A 24,168-nucleotide genomic window follows, 5' to 3' on the forward strand; every position below is an offset into this window, starting at 1 on the left:
TCTCATTTTGATATGGGTAGCAGAACCCAAAAATCACAATTGGAGGGATACATAAAATGGCAGAACGCATGGTAGGTAAACAAGCGCCGCGCTTTGAAATGGAAGCGGTTCTTGCAAACAAAGAATTTGGAAAAGTAAGCCTTGAAGAAAACATGAAGAATGATAAGTGGACGGTTCTATTCTTCTATCCTATGGACTTTACTTTCGTGTGCCCGACAGAAATTACAGCAATGTCTGACCGCTATGACGAGTTTGAAGACCTTGATGCAGAAGTAATCGGCGTTTCAACTGACACCATCCACACTCACTTGGCATGGATTAACACAGACCGCAAAGAAAATGGTCTCGGCCAGCTGAAATACCCGCTTGCTGCCGACACAAACCATGAAGTATCCCGTGAATACGGCGTACTGATTGAAGAAGAAGGTGTGGCGCTTCGCGGATTGTTCATCATTAATCCGGAAGGCGAACTTCAATATCAAACAGTGTTCCATAACAACATCGGCCGTGATGTAGACGAAACATTGCGCGTGCTTCAAGCGCTGCAAACAGGCGGTCTTTGCCCTGCAAACTGGAAACCGGGTCAAGCAACTCTTTAATTTTTATTCTCAAATTAGAAATCAGATTGGAAAGGTCTAACATTTGTTAGACCTTTTTAATCGACAAAAATGACAATGGAGGAAAAATCATGAAATTACGCCAGCCGATGCCGGAACTGACCGGCGCAAAAGAGTGGTTAAACGGAGAAGTGACAAAAGAGCAGCTTATCGGAGAAAAGCCGACATTAATTCATTTTTGGTCGATCAGCTGCCACTTGTGCAAAGAGGCGATGCCGCAAGTCAATGAGTTCCGCGACCGCTACAGCGATAAACTAAACGTGGTGGCCGTGCATATGCCGCGTTCAGAAGACGATTTAGACTTGAATAAAATCAAAGAGGTTGCCGCTGAACATGATATTACTCAGCCTGTTTTTGTTGACAGCGACCATAAGCTGACTGACGCTTTCGAAAATGAATATGTTCCGGCTTATTACGTTTTTGATAAAACAGGCCAGCTTCGCCATTTTCAAGCTGGAGGAAGCGGGATGAAAATGCTCGAAAAACGTGTAAACCGTGTTCTTGCCGAAACAGAACAGTCTGCTGAATAAAGATGAAAAGCCCCGTTTTCATGGGGTTTTTTGTTTATTCGGCTCCTCATTGCAAAAAAAGCAAAAAAATTTCCTCTATCCGCCCCTTTCGACAAATGGATCATTAGACACTGTTTATTTTACTTGATGAGTCTTATGTCCTGTTTTTGTTTCAGGAGTATTTCTGACTTTCCCTGTACACAACAAACTGCGAATTCGACAAGTGAAATCTGGCAATTTTGAATATTCTGGATTTATAAGCCGGATTAATCATTGATATTTCACACTTTCCATCACGATTAAACAGTAGAGTCTATTCCTAAATTATGTTTCGTTGAAAAGTAATTTTCTATGTTCCTTCATTATTTACCATTTTTCGACAATGGGTTTAGAGTAGGCCGAAATGCTTCGAAAACTCCTCAGGCTTCAAGTTTTCCGGAAATTTAGTTCTATTTTCTTAACGGAAAGCAACAGTAGAAAAGCGAAAAAATAGTTGATAAAATTAGTTTGGTAATCTAATATTTTTATTGGAAGGTTTATTTATTCTGATAGGAGGGTATAAACGGTATGTTTAACGAGAGGGAAGCATTGCGTTTAAGATTGGAGCAGCTGAATGAGGCTGAGGTTAAGGTGATTAGGGAGTATCAAATTGAGCGGGATAATATATATGCAAAGCTGCGTGAATTGGATCGTCCATCCAGCTTTAATGATACAAAAAAAGATTTTCGCCCGGAGCGTAAAACGGAATCTCTCCCTGTTTTAGCTGAATTAGCTGCGCAGGAGATGAAGAGCTATCAGCAACAACAGCAGCAGCCGCAAGCATCTCAAAAGAACCAGCAGCAGACTTCTCCGCAAACCTCCTCACTGCCTGCCGGAATTCCAGATGGAACGACAAGGCGCAGAAGGGGTACAGCACGTCCAGGCTCAAAAGCTGCAAAACTGCGTGAAGCGGCGATTAAAACATTAAAACGCCATAATGCGGCCATCAAAAGCTCCGAACTTCAAAAAGAAATCGAAAAAGAGAGCGGACTTGAGATCCCTAATATGACAACCTTTATGCAAAGCCTGATTAAAATGTACCCGGAAGTCAAAAAACCATACCGCGGTCAATATATATTAGAGGGTGAGATTTCTACCGAGACAGAGCAGCAATAGTCAAACCCTTGCTTTTCCAGATAGCGTTTCCATTTTGAGGAACACCAAGGCGGCCGCTATATACGCCGCCGCCCTAATCAACTGCTTGAGACAATCGACTCAAGCGGTTTTTTTATAAAATCCAAATTATTCCTTAAAGTGGTATTCAATTTAAAGGTTTTGTTTCTTTGTCTTTGCGTTTAATTTGATAGACCCATTTTTGCGGGGTTGTTTCTTCTTTCGTCTGCTTTTTCCATTCAGTTATTTTCTGATCCATTTTCGTGTCATTTTGTTTGATGACGCTCAATTGCTGTTGGAGCTGATCGACTTGCTCCGTAACTGTTTGAAGTACCGCCTCGATCTGCTCTGACCGTTCAAAAAGCTCTTCGTTTTGTTCAAGCGCCTTCTCCGTCTGCTGAGATGTATCAATATCGGCAAAATGAGAAGCGATCCACTTATCACTTTCATCGAGCTGCCTTTTATAGGATAAAATCGTTTCGTAAAACAGCGCTTCTTTTGTTTTTTCAGCCTCCAAAAGGCGGTTTTTCGTTTCTGTCACCCGCTCTTTTAATACCGCAACATCTGTTTCGATTTGTTTGAGCTGAAGACCTTTAGCATGAAGTTCGTCTTTCAGGCGGGCATTTTCGTGTGCAGCGTTTTCGAGCTCATGCTCCTTTTTTTCCCTCAGCGTTTTTTCTTTTTCCGCATGAAGCTTTTCATATTCTATTTGGCTATGTAAGCTTTTTTTCTCTTCTTCGGCTTTTACATTTGTTAAATGAAGGCGGTGCTTTTCTTCTATCTCTTGTTTTCTTGCATAGGTTTCTTTTTGAAGGAGCTCCTGAAGAACAACGATTTTACCCAGCAGTTCGCTTTTTATCCGGTTGAGCGTTTCGGCCGACTCGTCTTCCTTGTTTGCCGAAATCCGCTCCAGTTCGATTGACAGCTGCTGAAGCTGCTGCTTCAGCGCTGCGTTTTCCTGGCTGAGCTTATGATTTTTTTGATGAAAATAGCTTGCTTCAAGCTCGTGGATCAATTGATGTGACCTTGCCAGCTCCGCTTTTAAAAAAAGGTTTTCCTGTGATAAATCATGAAAATAAGGCAGCGAACCCGTTGTTTTTTTCATGGTGACCAGCCCCCTATTAATGTTACAACTACAATATGCATAAATGAAACACGGCATGCCTTTTGAAAAAGAGATTTTACAGACTTGTTCGGATTTCTAAAATTTTGCTATGATGTTCGCAGGCAGAAACACGCGAAGGAAGGTTGAGCTGCATGAAAGAAATACATGTCATATTATCGGGGGGCCTTTCACGCCGTTTTGGGGAACCGAAAGCGTTTGCCCGCTGGCAAGGCAAGCCGCTTTATCAATGGTGCAAACATGCGCTGGGAGGCGATGTCCTGATATTGAGCCGTCCGGGGCTGACGGAGCGGTTTAAAGAACTCGGGGAAAAAGCGGTGCTGGAAGATATCGAACCGTTCAGTGGGAGAGGGCCGCTTGCAGGTATGTACACAGCCATGGTTCGGGCGGAAGGGGAATGCTATATTTTTTCGGCCTGTGATACCCCGCTTGTCCGGCAGGAGACCATATCGGCTTTAAAACGGCAGATGACCCCGGCGGATGACGCCGTCGTGCCGGTCGCAGACGGAAGGGCGCAGCCGCTTGTTGCTGTCTACAGCAGAAGGGTGAAATCCGTCCTCCTCGAACAGCTTCAGCAGAACGAGCTGAAGATCAGCAGTTTCCTCGACCGCATCCGCGTCAAGTATATTGAAGCTGATAGGGTCGGGGCAGAGCCGTGGGAATTTATAAATGTCAATAAAAAGTCGGATTTAGATAAAATAGAACCGTTCTTTCCGGGATGAAATATTTTATTATAGATTGCAAGGGTTTTTCGGAAAGTGTTTTTCAAAAAACAGCGGACGGAAAAATGATATGATATAGAAAAGGAAGTAAAGGGGATCATCCTGATGCATGAACGGTATTCAAGACAAATCAGATATCAAAACATCGGACAGGCGGGTCAGGACAGAATCAGGCAGAGCCATGTTTTGATCGTCGGAGCCGGGGCGCTCGGCACGTCGGCTGCCGAGGGGCTTGTACGCGCAGGCATCGGTACACTGTCTATTATAGACCGCGATTATGTGGAATGGAGCAACCTGCAAAGGCAGCAGCTCTATACAGAGAAAGACGCGGAGGAAAGGCTTCCGAAAGCGGCAGCCGCAAAAGAACGTCTTTCCCAGATCAATCGCGATGTTGAGCTTCGTACATATGTTGCCGACGGCACCGTGGAAACACTCAGACCGCTGATCAAAGAAGCGGATGCTGTCATCGATGCAACGGATAACTTTGAGACCCGCATGATCATCAATGACCTTGCCCAAGAGACGGGCACTCCGTGGGTTTACGGCGCTTGTGTCAGCAGTCAGGGCATGTATATGACGATTATTCCTAAAAAAACGCCGTGCCTTGCCTGCCTGTTTGAAGATGTTCCGATTGGCGGGGCTACATGCGACACGTCGGGGATTATTTCGCCGGCCGTTCAAATGGTGTCGGCTTATCAGCAAGCTGAAATTCTAAAAATCTTAACGGACAACCAAGATGCGCTTGAAACCGCTTTTGTCACGTTTGATTTATGGGCGAACACCCACTTTCGAATGGAGATCGGCCGCAATGAGACATGTCCTTCGTGCGGAGAAACGCCGGTTTTTCCTTTCCTCAGCAACATGAGCCAAAAAAAAGCCGACGTTCTGTGCGGAAGAGAGACCGTCCAAATTCGCAGCGATATGTTAAAACGGCTGCCTAAAGAGGAACTCATGAAAAAACTTTCGGGCATCGGAAAAGTGGATGCGAATGATTATTTGCTGCATGTACAATACGAGACATTCAGAATCGTCATATTTAACGATGGAAGAGCCCTTGTTCACGGCACAAATGATATAAAAGAAGCCAACTCCATATTGGCGAGAGTCATCGGAATGTAACAACAGGAGGTTTTTTTAATGATTGAAAAAAGAACGCCCATTCCAGTTTTTGAAGCCGCTGCGCGTGTCTCTCGGCACTGGAAGCAGGGAGATACAGAGTGGATCCATCTTGAGGAGAGTCTCCATAGATTTTTAGCCGAAGATGTAAAGGCTGATCACGACGTACCCGCTTTTGACCGTTCGCCGTACGACGGCTTTGCTGTCCGAGCTTGCGATACCGCCGGTGCTTCACGGGAAAATCCGCTGCAATTCGAGGTGGTTGATCACATTGGAGCCGGAGCCGTGTCAGGTAAAACGCTCGGTCCTTTTCAAGCTGTCAGAATTATGACCGGAGCGCAGATTCCGGAGGGCGCTGATGCGGTAGTCATGCTTGAGCTGACGAAAACCTACTCAGAAGACGGTAAAAACTATATGGTGTTAAAACGCTCATTGGAGCCGGGAGAAAATATTTCAAAAACCGGAGAAGATGCGAGAAAAGGATCAGTGCTTGTGAAGAAAGGAACCCGGATCACGCCGGGTGTTGTCGCTTTGCTTGCAACATTCGGATATGCAGTGGTACCTGCAGTCAAAAAGCCTGTGGTAGGCATCATTGCCACCGGAACGGAGCTCCTGAATGTCAGCGATCCCCTCGTTCCCGGAAAAATCCGCAACAGCAATGCAGGCATGGTGGCCGCCCAGGTTGAAGAAGCAGGCGGAACCCCCCTTTATTTAGGGAAGATTTCTGATCGATTTGACGAAAGCTTTGCAGCGGTGGAAAAAGCTTTGGACAAGGTGGATTTTCTGATTACGACCGGAGGGGTGTCCGTAGGGGACTTTGATTTTCTGCCGGCAATTTACGAAAAGCTCGGGGCCGAGGTCCTGTTTAATAAAGTGGCCATGCGTCCGGGAAGTGTAACGACTGTTGCTCAATTAAACGGCAAATTGCTGTTTGGGCTCTCCGGGAACCCGTCAGCCTGCTTCGTTGGATTTGAGCTGTTTGTCAAGCCGTCCCTCCACACCTGGCTGCATCATCAAAAGCCGTATTCTTTATGTGCAGAAGCGGTTTTAAGCAAGGATTTTCCAAAGCCTAATCCGTTTACAAGATTTGTCCGCTCGTTTGTATCCATTAAAGACGGGGCGCTTCATGCGGAGCCTGTCGGCCTAGATAAATCGAGCGCCGTCACGTCGCTGGCAGATGCCAATGCGCTGATGGTTTTGCCGGGCGGAACGAGAGGCTATGAGGCCGGGGCAAGAGTGCATGTTCTGTTATACCGGGATGAGAACGGAAGTGAAGAGCTGTGGCCGCACATTTTCCAATCCTCCAGATCGTAGGGTACCAAAACAGCGGCAAAACGACGTTCGTTGAAAAACTGGCGGAAAAGCTCGGTCAGCTCGGAGTCAAGATTGGCTGCCTGAAACACCACGGACATGGAGGAGAACCGGATGTTTTCGCCGAGGGAAAGGATTCCGACCGCTTTTTTCGGGCTGGAGCGGCTGCGTCCGGCGTCGAAGGAGCAGGCGTTTTTCAGCTGAGGGCGCGCGGCGAGTGGACGCTTGATCAACTGATTGCCGCTTATAGCGTTTTAGCGGTTCAGTGTCTTCTCATCGAGGGATTTAAACATGCGCCATATCAAAAAGTTGTCATGGTCAGAAACGAAGCGGACTGTCAGCTCTTGGAGGAATTGGACGGCATCATCGCCGTCATTTATCAAAAGAGCGAGCCGAAAACGGATGTTCCATCCTTTCATATTGAAGACCCGAGCGCCGTGGCTTTTATTCTGAATCATCTAAAGGAGGAAGGCGTTTGTCTGAACGATTTGTTATAACAAAAGAGCCGATTGTCATCGAAGATATCGTCAAAAAAGTTGAAAAAAGGGAAGCCGGTGCCATCACGACGTTTATTGGAACAGTGAGAGAATGGACAAATGGAAAAAAGACACTCTATCTCGAATATGAAGCATATGTTCCAATGGCGGTCAGCATGCTTGCTCAGATCGGGAAAGAAATCAATGAAAAATGGCCTGGCACAGCTGCAGCGATTACCCATCGCATCGGCAGGCTGGACATCTCCGACGCGGCCGTGGTGATCGCGGTGTCGTCACCTCACCGGAAAGCGGCATATGAAGCGAACGAATATGCGATCGAAAGGATAAAGCAAATCGTGCCGATTTGGAAAAAAGAACATTGGGAGGACGGCGAGACTTGGATCGGCGACCAGCTTGAGACAACTGAATACCCGGAAGGGAAACCAGATTTGGAAGCAGCGGCTTCCGACAGAAAAAGAGGTGCTGACCTTTGATTAAAATTTTACTGTTTGCCCAGCTTGCCGAACAAGCGGGTGCGCAGAGCGTTGATATAGATGAAGAAAAAACGACAACAGACGACATCAGACAGTTTTTAAAAGAAACTTACAATCTTCAGGGGACGGACCGAGCGATGATCGCTGTCAACGAAGTGTACAGAAGAGGAAACAGTGAGGTTAAGTCTGGAGATACGGTTGCTCTTATTCCCCCGGTCAGCGGAGGTTGAGAACGTCGGTCGGTTCAGGCATAGAGCCTGTTACCGACCGACGTTTTTTTTCGAACCGTTTTCCAGATAAATAAAACAGCCGCGCCGTTCTTTCGAAATGTTTGGTTCTAATTTTTGAATCAAGTCATAAAGCTCACTAATACGGTGAACGTTAAAATTGGTTCTTTCTTTCAGTTTCATTTTCAGTTCTTTTGTCGTTACAATTTTTCCTTTTTGCTGTTTAATAATGTCTACGCAATGTGCTGCATAATACTCTTTAGTGGAACGTCTATGTCGCTGGATTTGTCTGTCAAGTTCTCCTAACCTTGCGTAAATCCCTTCGCGTTCTTTCCGGAAGTCCTTCCAGATTTTTTGTTCCAATTCACCTAAGAGGAGAAGCTGTTTTTTTAAAGCCTCTCTTTTCGCCATTGCAATCAACTCCGTCATTCATAATTTGATAACATTTTCTATTATTTTACATCATCTTCCTTCATTCATCAAAAAATTTCCTTTGCCAACAAGAAACTATTTTTTATTGACTGTCACATTTTAAAAAGGATTTATTTCAAGCGGAAGAAGGAGGAAAACTCCATAATAAGTCTGAATTTTGTAAAATCGGTGGAATTTTATTTCGCAAACCGATATATTAGATGATGTGTCCTTGTTTTACATGAATTGGAAAGGTGCTGGTGCAAATGGAGTCCCTTAAAAAACTAAAAGATTTTTATTGGCCTTATAAAAGAATGTTCTTGTGGTCGCTTGTGTCGATGCTTCTGATGACGGCGATCACTGTTGTTTACCCGATTATTCTGCAAATGACAATTGATGAAGTGATTCTCGGCGGAAGGTACGGTTTGGTCATATGGATCAGCCTCGGGTTCATCGCTGTCATGGCGGCGAAGGGCGCAGCTACTTTTTTTCATCAGTATCTTGGAGATATGTTCGGAATCCGCTCGGTCTACCGGTTAAGAAAAGAGCTGTATGCGAAGTTGCAGCGTCTGCCGTTCAAGTATTATGACAGCGCTAAAACGGGAGATTTAATGTCGAGGCTTACGGCTGACGTCGAAGGCATCAGATTCTTTTTATCTTTCGGTTTTGCTGAGGCGATTCGCTTTATCCTGCTTGTCACCTTCAGTCTGTCTGTCATGTTTTCTTATTCTGTGCCGCTGACTCTGGTAACGATTGCTTCTCTGCCGTTTTTAGGAGCGGTTGTCTACAGGTTTGATAAAAAAGTGCATCCGGCTTTTCGGAACATAAGAAAATCTTTCGCCCGTTTAAATACGAAAGTTCAGGAAAATATCAGCGGCATGAATACCGTTAAATCTTTATCAAAAGAAGATTTTGAGATTCAAAACTTTACTCATTCAAATGACCATTTTCGAAATAAAAACTTAAACGCTTCGTTTATCATGTCTAAATTCTTTCCGCTGATGGAGTTTATCGGCAATATTTGCCTCGTTGCCCTGTTGTCGTTCGGCGGCTGGCTCGTGATGCAAAACAGCTTAAAACCGGGGGAGCTTGTCGCTTTTTTCAGTCTTGTCAATTACTTGATGTGGCCGATCATGAACCTCGGTTATGTCATCAACCTGTTTTCACAAGCGAAAGCATCAGGAGAGCGGCTGCTGGAAATTCTTGATGTCAAAGAGGAAATCACCGACAGCGGACATGCGGTGAAAAACGGCAGACTGAACGGCGATGTCGTATTCAGCGATGTTTCCCTTCAATATACAAAAGAAAACGCTGAAGCACTGCATGGAGTGTCTTTTCAAGCCGAGCGCGGCAAAACGATTGGGTTAATCGGTGCGACGGGGTCAGGAAAGAGCAGTATCATTCAACTGCTGAGCCGCTTTTATGAGCCGACATCCGGCCGGATCATGATCGACGGCAAGCCGCTTGAACACTACTCATTAAAAATGCTGCGCTCCAATATCGGCGTCGTCCCGCAGGAATCGTTTTTATTTTCATCAACGATCAGATCAAACATATCTTATGGAAATCCTGATGCATCAATGGAAGAGATCATCGAAAGCGCGAAAAGAGCTCAGGCGCACGATTTTATCATGGAGCTTCCGAACCAATACGATACGATGCTCGGCGAGAGGGGGCTCGGACTGTCCGGTGGCCAAAAACAGCGAATCGCGATTGCGAGGGCGATTTGTCTGAACCCGGGCATTCTCATCCTCGATGATTCGACGAGTGCCGTTGACATGGAAACGGAGCACCGTATTCAGCTTGCATTGCGGGAAGTGATGCGGGATCGGACGACGTTCATCATCGCTCACAGAATCTCATCCTTAAAGCATGCCGACGAAATTCTTGTGCTCGATAAAGGTGTTGTTAAGGAAAGGGGAACACACGAACAATTATTGGAAGAAAACGGTTTATACAAACGGATTTTTGATTTGCAGTATAAAGATCAAAATGTGTTGAATGAGCCGCATTTTGCAGGATAGGAGGCTCTTGCTATGGAAAATCAGGCGAAAAAACAAACATTGATGAACCGGTTTTTTTTATACTTCAGACCAAATCATTGAAAAGCCTTTTAACTGGGCGCAGATGTGGAGGCTGCTCAAATATTTAAAGCCTTACCGAAAAAATCTGCTGCCGCTCTCCTTTTTAACGGTCATGATCTCGGCGGCGATCCGGCTGACGGTGCCGATTTTGATCGGCGTCTATGCGCTCGACAAAGCAATCGCAGGCCGGGATATGAATCTTCTTGCGATTCTGATCTCCGTCATCAGTGGATTATATCTTGTCAATTATGTTAGCAATGTGTTGAGAATCCGCTGGATGAACAAGCTTGGCCAGCATGTCATTTATGATCTCAGACAGCATTTATTTACGCATGTTCAGCGGCTGTCGCATCGCTTTTTCGATGAGCGTTCGGCAGGTTCTATCCTTGTCCGGATCATGAATGACATCAATTCTCTGCAGGAATTATTTACGAGCGGAGTCATCAATTTATTGATGGATATCCTGCTCCTCTTCGGTATTATCGTCATTCTGTTTTCGCTCAGTCCTGAGCTGACCATCGCCATCATGGTGACGCTGCCTGTTATGTTCTTCATTTCAACCAATCTCAGAAGGAAAATCCGACGATCCTGGCAAAAGGTGCGCTTAAAGCAGTCCAAACTGAATTCCCATTTGAATGAAAGCATTCAAGGCATCCGGGTCACTCAGGCATTTACGCAGGAAAAAGAGAATATGATGTATTTTGAAGGCGTCAACAGCGAGAACTTTGAAGCCTGGCGGGAAGCGACGAAAAAAAATGCGACATTCCGCCCGCTTGTAGAAATGACAAACGCCGTCGGGACGGCCATTTTAATCTGGTACGGCACAAGCTTAATCATCAATGAAACGATTACGATCGGTGTATTTGTCTCATTCGCCTTCTATCTCGGAATGTTCTGGGAGCCGATTTCAAGGCTCGGCCAAGTCTACAACCAGCTGTTGATGGGGATGGCTTCGTCAGAGAGGATATTTGAATTTCTGGATGAAAAACCGAGTGTCGCAGACAAGGAAGATGCGGTCAAAATTAAAGAATTAAAAGGCCGGATCGAATTTGAACAGGTGGAATTTTCTTATGACGGGAATCGCAAGGCGCTGCACAGCATTTCATTTGAGGTGCCGGCGGGAACATCGCTCGCGCTTGTCGGACATACAGGATCAGGGAAGACGACGATCGCGAATCTGATCAGCAGGTTTTACGATGCAACAGGCGGGACTGTCAAAGTGGACGGAATACCGATTACCGATATCTCGCTTTCCGATCTTCGTTCGCAAATCAGCATCGTGCTGCAGGATACGTTTATTTTTTCCGGAACGATTATGGAAAATATTCGTTTTGGCCGTCCGAATGCCGCCGATGAAGAAGTGATCGAAGCAGCAAAAGCTGTCGGGGCCGATTCGTTTATTTCAGCGCTTCCGAATGGATACGCCACAGAAGTGGAAGAACGCGGCAATGTATTATCGGCAGGTGAGCGGCAGCTCATTTCATTCGCGAGGGCGCTCCTGGCAGACCCTCGCATTCTGATCCTTGATGAAGCAACCGCAAGTATTGACACAGAAACGGAAGTCAAGATTCAGGCTGCATTGAAAACCCTGCTCCATGGCAGAACGGCTATTATGATCGCTCACAGGCTTTCAACGATAAGGGATGCGGATAAAATCCTGGTTCTTGACCACGGCCGGAAAATAGAGGAAGGAAATCACCAGGAATTAATCGAAAAACGTGGAATGTATTATGAGCTGGTGAAAGCGCAGTATCAAATGTTTCAGCGAAACTAAACTGAAACCGTCCGCGGCCGCATATTCTGAAATGCGGCCGGGGCGTTTTTTTGAGAAAACAGAGGTGAAACATTTTAGATGATTCTGCGTATAAACTGGTAATTCATTTTTTAAGGGGGATACATATGGAAACGCATTTAGAAACTGAAAAAGTAAAAAATCCGTCATTGTTCGGATTGATTACCCATCCCGGAGAACAGTTTGAGAGAATGAGAGAAAAGCCGGCTGTCTGGTTTCCGCTTGTTATTGTTTTATTATTGTCGGTTACCGGCGCGTATATGCTCAGCGAAAAAACGGTGTTATCTACCGATTTGTCGGAAATGCCGGGAGATGATGAAACATTTGAAGCCACTATGAAGAGAATCGGGATCATCGGCGGGATCATCGGCGGGATCATCGGCTTTGTGATTGCCTTGCTGATCAGCGCTTTAATCTATTGGCTGATTGTCAAAATCGGAAGAGGAACAACCAATTTTGTTCACATGTTTTCGCTGTCTGTTTTTACATATTTTATTGCGGCTATCGGGCAATTCATAGGCGGGCTTGTGATCTATTATTCAAATATTGATCCCACGATCGCCATCACGTCTTTAAGCAGCATCATCCCGGCAGACGAGCCGCTCAAATCGGTATTGGGTGTATTTGATATTTTCACCATCTGGTCGCTCGCACTGGTTGCACTGGGTCTCCAAAAGGTTGGGGGCATCTCCAAAAAAGCGGCTTGGACCGGTGTGATCATTTTATTTGTGATCTCCATTTTGCTCGCTTTAACAGGCGGAATCGCGAGGAATTTCTTCGATACATTTGAAGGAGCAATGTAAATGAAAAAAATATGGATCGGCATTATCATTGTTGGGGCTGCTGCGCTTTTTATCGGACTCAACCTCTACCGCTCGGTGCAAACGGGCGGAGGGGCTGAAACAGCGGTCCAAACCGTCAAATTGGAAGAGAAAGAGATTTCTTCTGAAGTCATGGTTCCGGGCGCCCTAAAGTTTGCCAACGAACAATACGAATATTTTGAACCCGAAAAAGGGAAAATTGCCGACATCAAAGTAAAAGAAGGCGACAAGGTGAAAAAAGGAGATGTGCTTTTCACCTATACGAACGAAGAAATTCGCCTGGAAAAAGAACAGAATGCTTTATCCATTCAATCGAAGGAACTCCAGCTTGAACAGGTAAAGCGAAAAATCAGCAGTCTAAAAAGCAAGGAAGACGAGCTGAAGGCTGAGCTGGGAGCGGAAAAAGCCAAAAGGCAAATGGATGACGAACGGTCCCAGCTTGAAATGGAAGAAAAATCGCTTCAGCTTGAGCTGAAACAAGCCGACCTGCAAAAGGAAACGCTCGCGAAAAAATCTGCAGCGCTGCAAGTAAAAAGCGGCATTGACGGGACAGTGATCACCGCTGATAAACAAGCCGCCTTAAAGCAATCGGATATTCAAAAGCCGGTTATACATATAGGTAACGAGGACAAGCTTGTCGTTAAAGGCGTGTTGTCAGAGTATGACACATTGAAAGTGAAAAAGGGACAGAACGTGACCATCACGTCGGATGTCATCCAAAATAAAGAGTGGCGGGGCAGAATCTCTCAAGTCGGATTGGTTCCCGAAGAAGAGGCGTCTGCAGGTGCTGCGGGAGGAAAGGAACAAGCTGTTCAATATCCGTTTGAAGTCAAAATAAAAGGGGAGCGTCCTAAAGCAAAGCCCGGCTTCAATATGATTCTCAAAATCCAGACGGACAAAAGAACCATTCAGGCTCTTCCTGAAGATGCCGTCAAGCAGGATGATGATCAATCATACGTGTATGCCGTCAGAGACGGAAAGGCGAAACGGATCAATGTCAAAACCGGCGAGAAAGCAGATGGCGTCGTTGAAATTACCGGCGGTCTGACGAACAAGGACCGGGTTATCGCAAACCCGGCCGAGGACATGAAAAGCGGAACGGAAGTGAAGCTTCAATGATTGAGCTTTCCCGCGTGAAAAAAAGCTACCAAATCGGAGGGGAAACCATTGATGTTCTCAGGGAGATCAATATGAAAATTGAGCCGGGTGAATATCTGTCCATCATGGGGCCTTCCGGTTCTGGAAAATCGACAATCATGAACATTATCGGCTGTCTTGACCGCCCGACATCGGGTATTTACAGGCTGGACGGCGAGGATATTTCATCATATGGTGAAAGGGAGCTTGCCGGCGTCAGAAACCGTTTAATCGGTTTTGTTTTTCAGCAGTTTCAGCTTCTGCCGAGACTGAATGCCATAAAGAATGTGGAGCTTCCGATGATCTACTCCGGCATTCCAAGAAAAGAGCGGCGGGAGCGGGCCGAACGGGCGCTTGAAAAAGTCGGGCTCAAGGACAGAATGCGCCATTTGCCGAACGAGCTTTCCGGCGGCCAAAAACAGCGTGTAGCCATCGCAAGAGCGATCGTCAATGAACCGAAGCTGATATTGGCCGATGAACCGACCGGAGCGCTCGATACGAAAACAAGCCGGGACATCATGGAGCAATTCACCGAATTGAATGAGGAAGGAACGACGGTGGTGCTCGTCACCCACGAACCGGAGATTGCAGATTATACAAGCCGGATCATCATGGTGAGGGACGGTGTGATCGTCTCGCCGGAAACAGAGCGGAGGGGGACGGTGCAATGAATCTCATCGAAAACTTGAGAATGGCGTTAAGTTCCATCCTTTCCCATAAACTGCGCTCGATTTTAACAATGCTCGGAATCATTATCGGTGTAGGCTCTGTTATTGTCGTTGTTGCAGCGGGGCAAGGAGGAGAGCAAATGCTCAAGCAGACGATCAGCGGGCCCGGCAACACGGTCGAAATCTATTATCAGCCCAGCAATGAAGAATTGACGTCCAATCCCAACGCCTATTTAGACGCCGGCTTCACCGAAGAAGACATCAGAAGTTTAAAGTCACTCGAAGGCGTGAAGCATGTCGTTGCGAAAACTACCGAGTCTATGAATGTCCGTTTCCGGGATGAAAAAAACGGATGCCGCTGTAAACGGCATTAATGACGGATATATCAGCATCAACTCGATGGAAGTCGAAAAGGGAAGAGAGTTTTCAGAAGAGGATTACAATGCCGGAAGCAGGGTCGCCGTCGTTTCGCCGAAACTTGCGGAGGAACTTTTTTCTCAGCAGTCGCCTCTCGGCCGCGTCGTATGGATCAATGGCCAGCCCGTTGAAATCATCGGCGTATTAAAAGAAGAAACCGGGCTGCTTGCGTTGGGGATGAATGAGATGTATGTTCCGTTTTCAATGTTAAAATCGTCCTTCGGCATCAGCGACTATGACTCTGTCTCCGTTCAAGCTGAATCTGCCGACCATCTGCAAGCCGTCGGAAAGCAGGCTGCCGCGGCCGTCAACAACAATCACGGCACCACGGACTCGTACGAAGTGATGAACATGGAGGCCATAGCGGCCGGAATCAGCCAGATTACAACAATTATGACGATGTTCATCGGCTCAATTGCAGGCATATCTTTACTCGTTGGCGGGATCGGCGTCATGAATATTATGCTGGTGTCGGTCACGGAACGGACGAGGGAAATCGGGATTCGAAAATCGCTTGGTGCAACAAGAGGCCAGATTTTGATGCAATTTTTAATAGAATCGTCTTTGATCACGCTGATTGGCGGGGTGTTTGGCATCGGCCTCGGATACGGCGGAGCCGCCCTAGTTTCGTTTTTTGCCGGTTGGCCGCCGCTCGTTTCCTGGCAGGTGGTCCTCGGAGGCGTCCTGTTCAGCATGGCGATCGGGGTTATCTTTGGCCTCATCCCGGCCAATAAAGCGGCCCGCCTTCATCCGATTGATGCATTGAGGTATGAGTAAAGCGGCATATAGCCGTCAGCCGATAAGCGTCACTTTGAAACACCCGCTCCTACTCATGAGCATCGACTTAGCAGGCCTGACAACGAATGCGAGAGTTTGTCGACACGCTGAAACCGCCTTTAGAGGCGGTTTTTTTGTATGCGAAAATTAAACTAAATTTAAAAATACTTTTCTTACATTAATGATAGACTTAAAAGTGCTGAAAAATTGATCATTATGTTATGAAAGAGGTATTACAGGAGGAATTTTAGAGTGGAAGCCAATATAGAAACAGCAACTCAAGTAAAAAAACCGTCACTGTTCGGTATCATCACGAGCCCTGTCCGTCAGTTTGAAAGAATGAGAGAAAGGCCCGCAATTTGGCTGCCGATGATCATCGTGCTGGCGTTATCCGCCTTTTCCGTTTATCTTGTTTGTTGGGAACTAAGTGAGTTTCTTGGTTTGGATATAGATCCTGGACTAGAAGCCGCCCGTAATGTTTTTCAGTCTGTCATATTCTTCGTGCTCAGCGCTTTAGTATTGTGGCTGATTGCTAAAATAGGCGGCGGAAACACCAATTTTGCCTGCATGGTGTCTCTGTCTGTCTTTGCCACATTTGTACCTGTTATCAGAGACGTCATCATCGGTTTGGTGTATTATGCTTCGAATTCTGAGATCGCGTTTTCGTTCTCATCTCTTGATGGATATATTCCGGCCGAAGAGCCTCTTCTGAGCGTCCTGGAGATGTTTGATGTTTTTACAATCTGGGCGTATGTGCTGGTGGCGGTAGGACTGCAAAAAGCAGCGGGCGCTTCAAAGCGGGCGGCTTGGATCGGCGTTTTCGTCATATTTATTATGATGCTGATGTTGTCTTATTTATTAGGCTTATGGCAAGTATTTTTAGAACGTTCATTAGGCTGATGCATTATTGTAAAACCTCATGCGGCGAGCATGAGGTTTTTCTGAATGGTGTTTGAAGGAATAGATAATAATAATGTCACATATTTTTGCGGATTTTTATAGTTTATACAGTTTACAAACGGTACATATCACGATAATATGTTAAAATGTGAAAGATTTTGATGGTTATTGAATGAATTTGAAAGATTTTTGTTGAGTTATGTCGAAAAAGCGTTTACAATGTAATTGTAAGCTAAATGAAGGCGTTTCCAAAAGGGGTGATAATGTGTTGACTCCCGAACGGCATCAGCTGATTATTGACGAGATTGAAAAGCATGATGTCGTGAAAATCCAGTACTTAATGAATTTAACGAACGCATCTGAGTCAACGATCAGAAGAGATTTGTCGACGCTGGAAGCCCGCGGATATTTAAAGCGTGTTCATGGAGGGGCATCGAGGCTTTCCGATATTCGTACAGAGCCTGACATGCTAGAGAAATCATCCAAAAACCTTCATGAAAAGAGAAAAATCGCTCAAGAAGCGGCCTCACTTCTTGAAGAAGGCGATTGTATCTACCTTGATGCCGGAACGACCACATTGCAAATGATCGATTTTATCGATCCGGAGATGGATATTATCGTGGTCACAAATGGAGTCATGCACATTGAGGCATTAGGTAAAAAAGGCATTACTTTTTATTTATTAGGCGGGTATGTGAAGTATAAAACCGGAGCAATCGTGGGCGGTTCGGCTTTATCAGCCATCAGCCAATACCGGTTTGACAAAAGCTTCATCGGCGTCAATGGCATTCATAAAGAAGCGGGATTTACGACTCCGGATCCTGAAGAAGCGCTTTTGAAAACAAAAGCTGTCAACCAGGCGAAAAAAGCATTTATTTTAGCTGACGTTTCCAAGTTTGGGGAAATTTCATTTTCTGCCTTTGCCGGTTTAGACGAAGCAACTATCATTACAGCAGGATCTGCAAAACATTCATTTGATAACTATCAAGAAAAAACTGTCGTAAAGGTAGTGAAAACATGATATACACTGTAACTCTCAACCCATCGGTCGACTATATTGTTCACGTTGAAGAATTTTCCGTAGGCGGGCTGAATCGTTCAGTCTATGACACGAAATATCCCGGAGGCAAAGGAATCAATGTCTCACGCGTACTGAACAGACACCATGTACCTTCTAAAGTTCTCGGTTTTATCGGCGGTTTTACCGGGGGGTACATCAAATCATTTCTCGAAGAAGAAAAGCTTGAAACGGCTTTTCATGAGGTGAATGGAGACACGCGCATCAATGTCAAATTGAAGACCGGGGATGAGACGGAAATCAACGGGCAGGGGCCCGTCATCAGCCAAGAAGATTTCGCGGCCTTTTTAGACCAGTTTTCAGCGATGAAAGAAGGGGACATTGTCGTATTGGCTGGCAGCATTCCTTCTTCATTGCCGCAGGACACCTATGAAAAGATTGCAGAAAAGTGTGAAGAGCAAAATGTCCGGGTTGTCGTTGATATTTCGGGTGAGGCACTCCTAAAAGCAGCAGAAATGAAGCCGCTTTTAATGAAACCGAACCATCACGAGCTCGGTGAAATGTTTGGAACAACCATCACTTCAGCGGAAGAAGCGGTGCCTTACGGTAAGAAACTCGTTGAACGCGGGGCCGAAAACGCGATCGTTTCCATGGCTGGGGAAGGCGCACTTTTATTTACAAAAGACGGCGTCTACCATGCCAACGTACCTAAAGGAAAGCTCGTGAACTCAGTCGGCGCCGGAGATTCAGTGGTTGCAGGCTTTCTCGCAGGCATTGAAAAACAGCTCGACATCAAAGAAGCTTTTCGCTTAGGTGTCGCGTCAGGAAGCGCAACCGCCTTTTCAGAGGAGCTGGGAACGGAAGAGCTCGTTCACAAGCTGCTTCCGGAAGTTCAAGTCAAAGCGATTTAAAGGAGGAAAGGTTATGAAAATAACAGAGCTACTAACGAAGCATACGATCAAGTTAAACCTTGAGAGCAGCCAGAAAGAAAACGTTATCGAAGAACTCGTCAGCGTTTTGGATCAGGCGGGCAAGTTGAATGATAAAGAAGGCTACAAAGAAGCCGTGATCAACCGTGAGAAACAAAGTTCCACCGGTATCGGCGAAGGCATCGCCATCCCTCATGCGAAAACGGCAAGCGTTAAAGAGCCTGCGATCGCGTTCGGCCGTTCAAAAGACGGCGTCGATTATGAATCCCTTGACGGCCAGCCAAGCCATCTTGTTTTCATGATCGCTGCTACAGACGGCGCGAATAACACTCACTTGGAAGCATTGTCAAGACTGTCGACTTTGCTTATGAGGGAAGAGATTCGCAAACAGCTGCTTGAAGCTTCATCCGAAGACGAAATCATCGACATCATCAATCAGCATGATAAAGATGATGAAGAAGAAGAGCAGGCCGAAGAAGCATCTGCACCATCAGCAAAAGGAAAAATCCTTGCGGTTACAGCATGTCCGACAGGGATCGCCCACACGTTCATGGCCGCCGATGCTTTGAAAGAAAAAGCGAAAGAGCTCGGCGTTGATATCAAAGTTGAAACGAACGGTTCAAGCGGTATTAAAAATGGTCTGACAGCGCAGGAAATCGAAGATGCGGTTGCGATCATCGTCGCCGCCGATAAGCAGGTTGAAATGGATCGCTTTCAAGGCAAACATGTCATTGAAGTACCTGTAACAGCAGGAATCAGACGTCCGAAAGAGCTGATTGAGCAGGCGCTGAAACAAGACGCGCCTATCTATCAGGGTAAAGGCGGCGGTGCATCTGCTTCTGAAGACGGAGCTGCCAAAGGAAAAGGCGGCGGTTTCTACAAACACTTGATGAGCGGTGTCAGCAACATGCTGCCATTCGTCGTCGGGGGCGGGATCTTAGTTGCGGTTTCATTCTTCTGGGGAATTAACGCGACCAAACCGGGAGATCCCACTTATAATGAGTTTGCAGCTGTATTAAATACTATAGGCGGAACTCAAGCACTTGGATTAATTGTCGCTGTATTGGCAGGATTTATCGCGATGAGCATCGCGGATCGTCCGGGGTTTGCGCCTGGTATGGTCGGAGGTTTCATGGCGACGCAAGCCGGCGCCGGTTTCTTAGGCGGACTGATTGCCGGTTTCTTGGCTGGTTATATTGTTGTCCTATTGAAAAAAGTGTTCGCTGGTCTGCCGCAAGTGCTTGACGGATTAAAACCTGTCCTTCTTTATCCGTTGTTTGGAATATTCTTGACCGGAATCATCATGCATTATGTTGTCAATACGCCTGTCAAGTATATTATGGATGGCATGACACATTGGCTTGAAGGTCTTGGAACAGGAAACCTTGTTGTAATGGGTATTGTTTTAGGCGGTATGATGGCGATTGATATGGGCGGTCCGATCAACAAAGCGGCCTTCACATTCGGTATCGCGATGATTGAAGCTGGAAACTTTGGACCTCACGCAGCGATCATGGCGGGCGGTATGGTGCCTCCGCTTGGAATTGCCCTTGCAACGACTTTCTTTAAAAATAAATTTTCAAAACGGGATCGCGAAGCCGGAATTACCAACTACGTGATGGGCTTGTCATTTATTACTGAAGGTGCGATTCCTTTTGCGGCAGCCGATCCGGCGCGCGTCATTCCTGCTTCTATCATCGGATCAGCAGTTGCCGGAGGTTTGTCTCAATTTTTCCATGTCACACTGCAAGCGCCGCATGGCGGAATATTCGTTCTCTTCTTTACGACGAACCATGCGCTGCTGTATCTCCTCAGTATCTTGATTGGTGCGGTTGTGACGGCTCTCATTCTCGGCATCTTGAAAAAGCCGGTTCCAACTGAAAAATAAGTGCTGAAAGTGCCACAGTAATCCCTGTGTGGCACTTTCTTTTTTACCGTTTTTGCCGGAAGTGAACGCGGGAATTATGTATTCGGCAGGAACTTGTGATAAAGTATAGGAAAGCTTTATTTTGCATGTATGCTGTGACAGACTGTTTTTAGGAGGAAGCGTTTTGACTGAAGAAAAATCCACCCAAAATAAAAACTCTCTCTTTGAATGGGTAAAAGCCATTATTATCGCAGTCGTTCTGGCGTTATTGATCAGGGCATTTTTATTCGAACCGTATTTAGTCGAAGGTACATCAATGGATCCGACGCTGCACGACGGAGAGCGGCTGTTCGTCTATAAAACGGTTAAATACGTAGGCGAATTTAAGCGGGGAGATATCGTCATTATCGACGGCGATGAAAAAAATGTCCATTATGTGAAGCGCTTGATCGGCCTGCCGGGAGATACCGTGCAAATGAAAGACGACACGCTGTACATAAACGGGAAAAAGGTGTCTGAGCCGTATCTTTCGGAAAACAGAAAAGAGGCGGAAGCAGTCGGCGTCAAACTGACGGGCGATTTCGGCCCTGTGAAGGTTCCGGAAGGCAAGTATTTCGTGATGGGAGACAATCGCCAGAGATCGATGGACAGCCGGAACGGACTCGGACTGATCGATAAAAAACGAGTGGCCGGGACTTCACAATTTGTGTTTTTCCCGTTCAACGAAATCCGAAAAACAGACTGAAAAATGCCTGATGTCCATTTGGACAATCAGGCATTTTTGCTTGATTTATGCGGATAATGATGCCAGTACTGCGATAAACAGTACGGTAACGAACACAGAGGCCATAATCAGAAGAACGCTGTATAAGATTCTGATTTCCGCGGCTTCTTTTCCCCTTTTTGACAGCATTCGTTTCGCCGCGATATGAACGAACACGTAAATCATGGCAATCCCGATGTAAAGGCCCACATCCCGTGCTGTAAAGCCTGTTACGGCAAGATAAACCCCTGCGAAAAAAATAAACATGCAGTATTCCGTCAAAGTGATAAGCTTCATGTCTTCCTCCGTCTAACGATCCGAGTTTTCTTCAAATATCACCTTTTTATAATATATCTTTTGCAGCCATCCCACAAGGAGGCCGAAGCCGATCAGCAGACAGGAAAATATCAAAAAGTCCGAGGTCCACATATCAAACCCTTTGAAAAGCCCGATAGACATCGTAGAAATCACCATGGCCACTGACACGAAAAGCGCTTGGCGCGGCCTTGAATTGATCCACCTGATGATATCAGGATCATCTTTTAATTTCATTATTCCTTCCCCCATTCTTCAATAATTGTAACATATTGTCACAAAGAAAGTGTGAACAAGTGTTTTTTTGATATATTTTTCTTTAAAACTTTATCGTAAAAAAGCAAAGCATTTCTCTTGCGGAATTTTCGTGTTATACTCTTTTTAATGAAGTATAGATGGAGGATTTTAAATGATAGCTGTTCAAAATGTCAGCTTGCGGTTTGCGGACCGGAAGCTGTTTGAAGATGTAAATATTAAGTTTACGCCGGGTAACTGCTACGGATTGATCGGAGCAAACGGCGCCGGAAAGTCCACTTTTTTGAAAATATTATCAGGTGAAATCGAGCCTCAGACGGGCGAGGTTCATATGAGCCCGGGCGAACGCCTTGCCGTCCTGAAGCAGAACCACTTTGAGTATGAAGAGCATGAAGTGCTGAAAGTCGTGATCATGGGGCATAAACGCCTTTATGAAGTCATGCAGGAAAAAGACGCGATTTACATGAAACCCGATTTTTCAGATGAAGACGGAATCCGCGCCGCAGAGCTTGAGGGCGAATTCGCCGAGCTGAACGGCTGGGAAGCCGAAGGGGAAGCTGCGATTTTGTTAAAAGGCCTCGGCATTGCTGAAGAACTGCATACGAAGAAAATGGCGGATTTGGGCGGTTCCGAAAAGGTGAAGGTCCTCCTTGCACAGGCCCTGTTCGGAAAGCCTGACGTCCTTCTTCTCGATGAGCCGACCAACCACTTGGATATTCAGGCGATCCAGTGGCTTGAAGAGTTTTTAATCAATTTTGAGAATACGGTTATCGTCGTATCGCATGACCGCCACTTTTTGAATAAAGTATGTACGCATATCGCCGACCTGGATTTTAACAAAATTCAAATTTATGTCGGAAACTATGATTTCTGGTATGAATCAAGCCAGCTTGCGCTTAAAATGAATCAGGAAGCCAATAAGAAAAAAGAAGAGCAGATCAAACAGCTCCAGGAGTTCGTTGCCAGATTCAGCGCCAACGCCTCAAAATCGAAGCAGGCGACATCAAGAAAAAAACTGCTTGAAAAAATTACGCTTGACGATATTAAGCCGTCATCGCGCAAGTATCCGTACGTACATTTCACACCTGAACGCGAAATTGGAAACGATGTGCTTGTTGTCACAGACCTGTCGAAAACGATTGACGGTGTCAAGGTGCTTGACTCGGTCAGCTTTATGATGAATAAAGAAGATAAAATCGCCTTTACAGGCCGGAATGAGCTTGCCGCTACTGTGCTCTTTAAAATCCTTGCCGGGGAAATGGAGCCTGACAGCGGATCGTTTAAATGGGGCGTCACAACATCCCAGGCGTTTTTCCCGAAAGACAACAGCGAGTATTTTGAAAACAGCGATTTAAACCTTGTCGACTGGCTCCGCCAATTTTCGCCGCATGACCAAAGCGAAAGCTTCCTGCGCGGATTTTTGGGCCGGATGCTGTTCTCCGGGGAAGAAGTGCTGAAAAAAGCAAGCGTTTTGTCAGGGGGAGAGAAAGTCCGCTGCATGCTGTCCAAAATGATGCTGTCCGGCGCCAATGTGCTGATGCTTGATGAGCCGACCAACCATTTGGATCTCGAATCCATTACAGCGCTGAATAACGGTTTAATCAGCTTTAAAGGCGCTATGCTGTTTACATCTCATGACCATCAGTTTGTCCAAACAATTGCCAACCGGATCATCGAAATCACGCCAAACGGAATCGTCGATAAACAGATGAGCTATGATGAATTTTTGGAAGACAAAGCGGTTCAGGACAAGCTTGCTGAACTTTACGCGTAATGATAGAAAACCCGCCTTAAAAAGCGGGTTTTTTTATAAAAAGGGAGATGGTTGCCGTGTCATGCCGCAAGGCTCTTGAGAAATATATTCAAGCAACAAACACACATGAGTTTGAGAATGTCAAAAAGCTCCTTCATCCCGACGCTGTGTACTGGTTCTCGGATGAAACGTGCTCGGGCGTTAAGGAAATTCAGCGTTATTTTGAAAACGCCTGGAAGCAAATCGAAAACGAAGTATACAGCGCCAGTCATATCAGTTGGATCACGGAAACGGACGAACAGGCCGTCTGTCTTTATACATACGAATGGAAAGGGTTTTTTAGGGGTGAACCGGTTCAAGGGGCAGGCCGTGCGACAAACGTATTTGTAAAGGACGAGTCAGGAAGCTGGAAGCTGAAGCATGAACATTTAAGCAGTTTGCCCAAATCATGAGGAGGCGGGGCATTGGACGGCTTTATAGCTCCATCTATGTACGGAAGTTAGAAAGGCTGGCA

At 46.0% G+C, this 24,168-nt stretch carries 24 protein-coding genes and 2 pseudogenes; 22 read left to right on the forward strand and 4 right to left on the reverse strand.

Going from position 1 to position 24,168, the window contains the following annotated elements; translation table 11 throughout:
• Positions 1-56: 56 nt before the first annotated feature.
• The 3 genes from ahpA to rok all read left to right on the forward strand — a co-directional run bounded on the left by ahpA (position 57) and on the right by rok (position 2,281).
• On the forward strand, positions 57-599 hold the full coding sequence (gene ahpA, locus M1D59_RS07885) for a biofilm-specific peroxidase AhpA (RefSeq protein ID WP_020451207.1): 543 nt from the start codon (positions 57-59) through the stop codon (positions 597-599).
• A gap of 89 nt (positions 600-688) precedes the next feature.
• Positions 689-1,147 (forward strand): redoxin domain-containing protein, encoded by a 459-nt coding sequence (locus tag M1D59_RS07890; RefSeq protein ID WP_020451208.1) that lies wholly within the window; start codon positions 689-691, stop codon positions 1,145-1,147.
• A gap of 546 nt (positions 1,148-1,693) precedes the next feature.
• Positions 1,694-2,281 carry a transcriptional regulator Rok gene (gene rok / locus M1D59_RS07895; protein WP_020451209.1) on the forward strand — a complete coding sequence of 196 codons (588 nt, stop codon included), beginning with the start codon at positions 1,694-1,696 and terminating at the stop codon, positions 2,279-2,281.
• A 145-nt stretch (positions 2,282-2,426) separates the two neighbouring features.
• Here rok and M1D59_RS07900 read toward each other — a convergent pair whose 3' ends face one another.
• Complete coding sequence (locus tag M1D59_RS07900) at positions 2,427-3,383, reverse strand: coiled-coil domain-containing protein (protein WP_023857286.1); 957 nt, start codon at positions 3,381-3,383, stop codon at positions 2,427-2,429.
• 152 nt (positions 3,384-3,535) lie between these two features.
• On the opposite strand from M1D59_RS07900, the gene mobA reads away from it, so the two are divergent.
• The 6 genes from mobA to moaD all read left to right on the forward strand — a co-directional run bounded on the left by mobA (position 3,536) and on the right by moaD (position 7,750).
• The gene (gene mobA, locus M1D59_RS07905; protein ID WP_023857285.1) at positions 3,536-4,123 is read left to right on the forward strand and encodes a molybdenum cofactor guanylyltransferase; all 588 of its coding nucleotides are present in this window, start codon (positions 3,536-3,538) and stop codon (positions 4,121-4,123) included.
• Between the two features lie 105 nt (positions 4,124-4,228).
• The gene (locus M1D59_RS07910) at positions 4,229-5,242 is read left to right on the forward strand and encodes a molybdopterin-synthase adenylyltransferase MoeB (protein WP_026579783.1); all 1,014 of its coding nucleotides are present in this window, start codon (positions 4,229-4,231) and stop codon (positions 5,240-5,242) included.
• Positions 5,243-5,260: 18 nt separating this feature from the next.
• Positions 5,261-6,553, forward strand: a complete 1,293-nt coding sequence (locus tag M1D59_RS07915) for a molybdopterin molybdotransferase MoeA (RefSeq protein ID WP_035338847.1) — start codon at positions 5,261-5,263, stop codon at positions 6,551-6,553.
• Positions 6,520-7,047, forward strand: a complete 528-nt coding sequence (mobB, locus tag M1D59_RS07920; RefSeq protein WP_128822362.1) for a molybdopterin-guanine dinucleotide biosynthesis protein B — start codon at positions 6,520-6,522, stop codon at positions 7,045-7,047. Before M1D59_RS07915 ends, mobB begins: the two co-directional genes overlap by 34 nt.
• Positions 7,026-7,520: a molybdenum cofactor biosynthesis protein MoaE gene (locus M1D59_RS07925; RefSeq protein ID WP_020451215.1), complete on the forward strand. Its 495-nt coding sequence runs from the start codon at positions 7,026-7,028 to the stop codon at positions 7,518-7,520. Before mobB ends, M1D59_RS07925 begins: the two co-directional genes overlap by 22 nt.
• Positions 7,517-7,750 (forward strand): molybdopterin converting factor subunit 1, encoded by a 234-nt coding sequence (gene moaD, locus M1D59_RS07930; protein ID WP_023857283.1) that lies wholly within the window; start codon positions 7,517-7,519, stop codon positions 7,748-7,750. The genes M1D59_RS07925 and moaD overlap by 4 nt, the downstream gene beginning before the upstream one ends.
• Positions 7,751-7,780: 30 nt before the next feature.
• On the opposite strand, the gene M1D59_RS07935 is transcribed toward moaD, so the two are convergent.
• Positions 7,781-8,158: a Rok-like winged helix domain-containing protein gene (locus M1D59_RS07935; protein WP_020451217.1), complete on the reverse strand. Its 378-nt coding sequence runs from the start codon at positions 8,156-8,158 to the stop codon at positions 7,781-7,783.
• A gap of 266 nt (positions 8,159-8,424) precedes the next feature.
• Between M1D59_RS07935 and M1D59_RS07940 the strand changes: the two genes are divergently transcribed.
• The 11 genes and pseudogenes from M1D59_RS07940 (at position 8,425) to lepB (ending at position 21,313) form a co-directional block, all read left to right on the forward strand.
• On the forward strand, positions 8,425-10,182 hold the full coding sequence (locus M1D59_RS07940; RefSeq protein ID WP_411202479.1) for an ABC transporter ATP-binding protein: 1,758 nt from the start codon (positions 8,425-8,427) through the stop codon (positions 10,180-10,182).
• A 12-nt stretch (positions 10,183-10,194) separates the two neighbouring features.
• Positions 10,195-12,016, forward strand: a pseudogene (locus tag M1D59_RS07945) (ABC transporter ATP-binding protein).
• 125 nt (positions 12,017-12,141) lie between these two features.
• Positions 12,142-12,837: a Yip1 family protein gene (locus tag M1D59_RS07950; RefSeq protein ID WP_020451220.1), complete on the forward strand. Its 696-nt coding sequence runs from the start codon at positions 12,142-12,144 to the stop codon at positions 12,835-12,837.
• Positions 12,838-13,974 (forward strand): efflux RND transporter periplasmic adaptor subunit, encoded by a 1,137-nt coding sequence (locus M1D59_RS07955; protein ID WP_020451221.1) that lies wholly within the window; start codon positions 12,838-12,840, stop codon positions 13,972-13,974.
• Complete coding sequence (locus M1D59_RS07960; RefSeq protein WP_020451222.1) at positions 13,971-14,663, forward strand: ABC transporter ATP-binding protein; 693 nt, start codon at positions 13,971-13,973, stop codon at positions 14,661-14,663. The genes M1D59_RS07955 and M1D59_RS07960 overlap by 4 nt, the downstream gene beginning before the upstream one ends.
• A pseudogene (locus tag M1D59_RS07965) lies at positions 14,660-15,854 on the forward strand (ABC transporter permease). The gene M1D59_RS07960 and the pseudogene M1D59_RS07965 overlap by 4 nt, the downstream one beginning before the upstream one ends.
• 252 nt (positions 15,855-16,106) lie before the next feature.
• Complete coding sequence (locus tag M1D59_RS07970; RefSeq protein WP_020451224.1) at positions 16,107-16,754, forward strand: Yip1 family protein; 648 nt, start codon at positions 16,107-16,109, stop codon at positions 16,752-16,754.
• Positions 16,755-17,019: 265 nt separating this feature from the next.
• Positions 17,020-17,775 (forward strand): DeoR/GlpR family DNA-binding transcription regulator, encoded by a 756-nt coding sequence (locus M1D59_RS07975; RefSeq protein WP_020451225.1) that lies wholly within the window; start codon positions 17,020-17,022, stop codon positions 17,773-17,775.
• Entirely contained in the window at positions 17,772-18,683 is a 912-nt protein-coding gene (gene pfkB, locus M1D59_RS07980) for a 1-phosphofructokinase (protein ID WP_020451226.1), read from the forward strand. Before M1D59_RS07975 ends, pfkB begins: the two co-directional genes overlap by 4 nt.
• 13 nt (positions 18,684-18,696) lie before the next feature.
• A complete protein-coding gene (locus M1D59_RS07985) occupies positions 18,697-20,589 on the forward strand; it encodes a PTS fructose transporter subunit IIABC (protein WP_075213221.1) in 1,893 nt (630 codons plus the stop codon).
• Between the two features lie 163 nt (positions 20,590-20,752).
• Positions 20,753-21,313, forward strand: coding sequence for a signal peptidase I (gene lepB / locus M1D59_RS07990; RefSeq protein ID WP_020451228.1), 561 nt, complete (start codon positions 20,753-20,755; stop codon positions 21,311-21,313).
• 45 nt (positions 21,314-21,358) lie between these two features.
• Here the strand turns inward: lepB and M1D59_RS07995 are convergent, their stop codons facing one another.
• Both M1D59_RS07995 and M1D59_RS08000 read right to left on the reverse strand, forming a co-directional pair.
• Complete coding sequence (locus M1D59_RS07995; protein WP_020451229.1) at positions 21,359-21,628, reverse strand: hypothetical protein; 270 nt, start codon at positions 21,626-21,628, stop codon at positions 21,359-21,361.
• A 12-nt stretch (positions 21,629-21,640) separates the two neighbouring features.
• Positions 21,641-21,883 (reverse strand): hypothetical protein, encoded by a 243-nt coding sequence (locus M1D59_RS08000; protein ID WP_020451230.1) that lies wholly within the window; start codon positions 21,881-21,883, stop codon positions 21,641-21,643.
• Between the two features lie 172 nt (positions 21,884-22,055).
• On the opposite strand from M1D59_RS08000, the gene M1D59_RS08005 reads away from it, so the two are divergent.
• Complete coding sequence (locus tag M1D59_RS08005) at positions 22,056-23,675, forward strand: ABC-F family ATP-binding cassette domain-containing protein (protein ID WP_020451231.1); 1,620 nt, start codon at positions 22,056-22,058, stop codon at positions 23,673-23,675.
• Positions 23,676-23,731: 56 nt separating this feature from the next.
• The gene (locus M1D59_RS08010; protein WP_458117926.1) at positions 23,732-24,106 is read left to right on the forward strand and encodes a YybH family protein; all 375 of its coding nucleotides are present in this window, start codon (positions 23,732-23,734) and stop codon (positions 24,104-24,106) included.
• The last annotated feature ends 62 nt before the right edge of the window (positions 24,107-24,168 follow it).

The sequence above is a fragment of the Bacillus sp. PK6-026 genome (genome assembly GCF_054161455.1).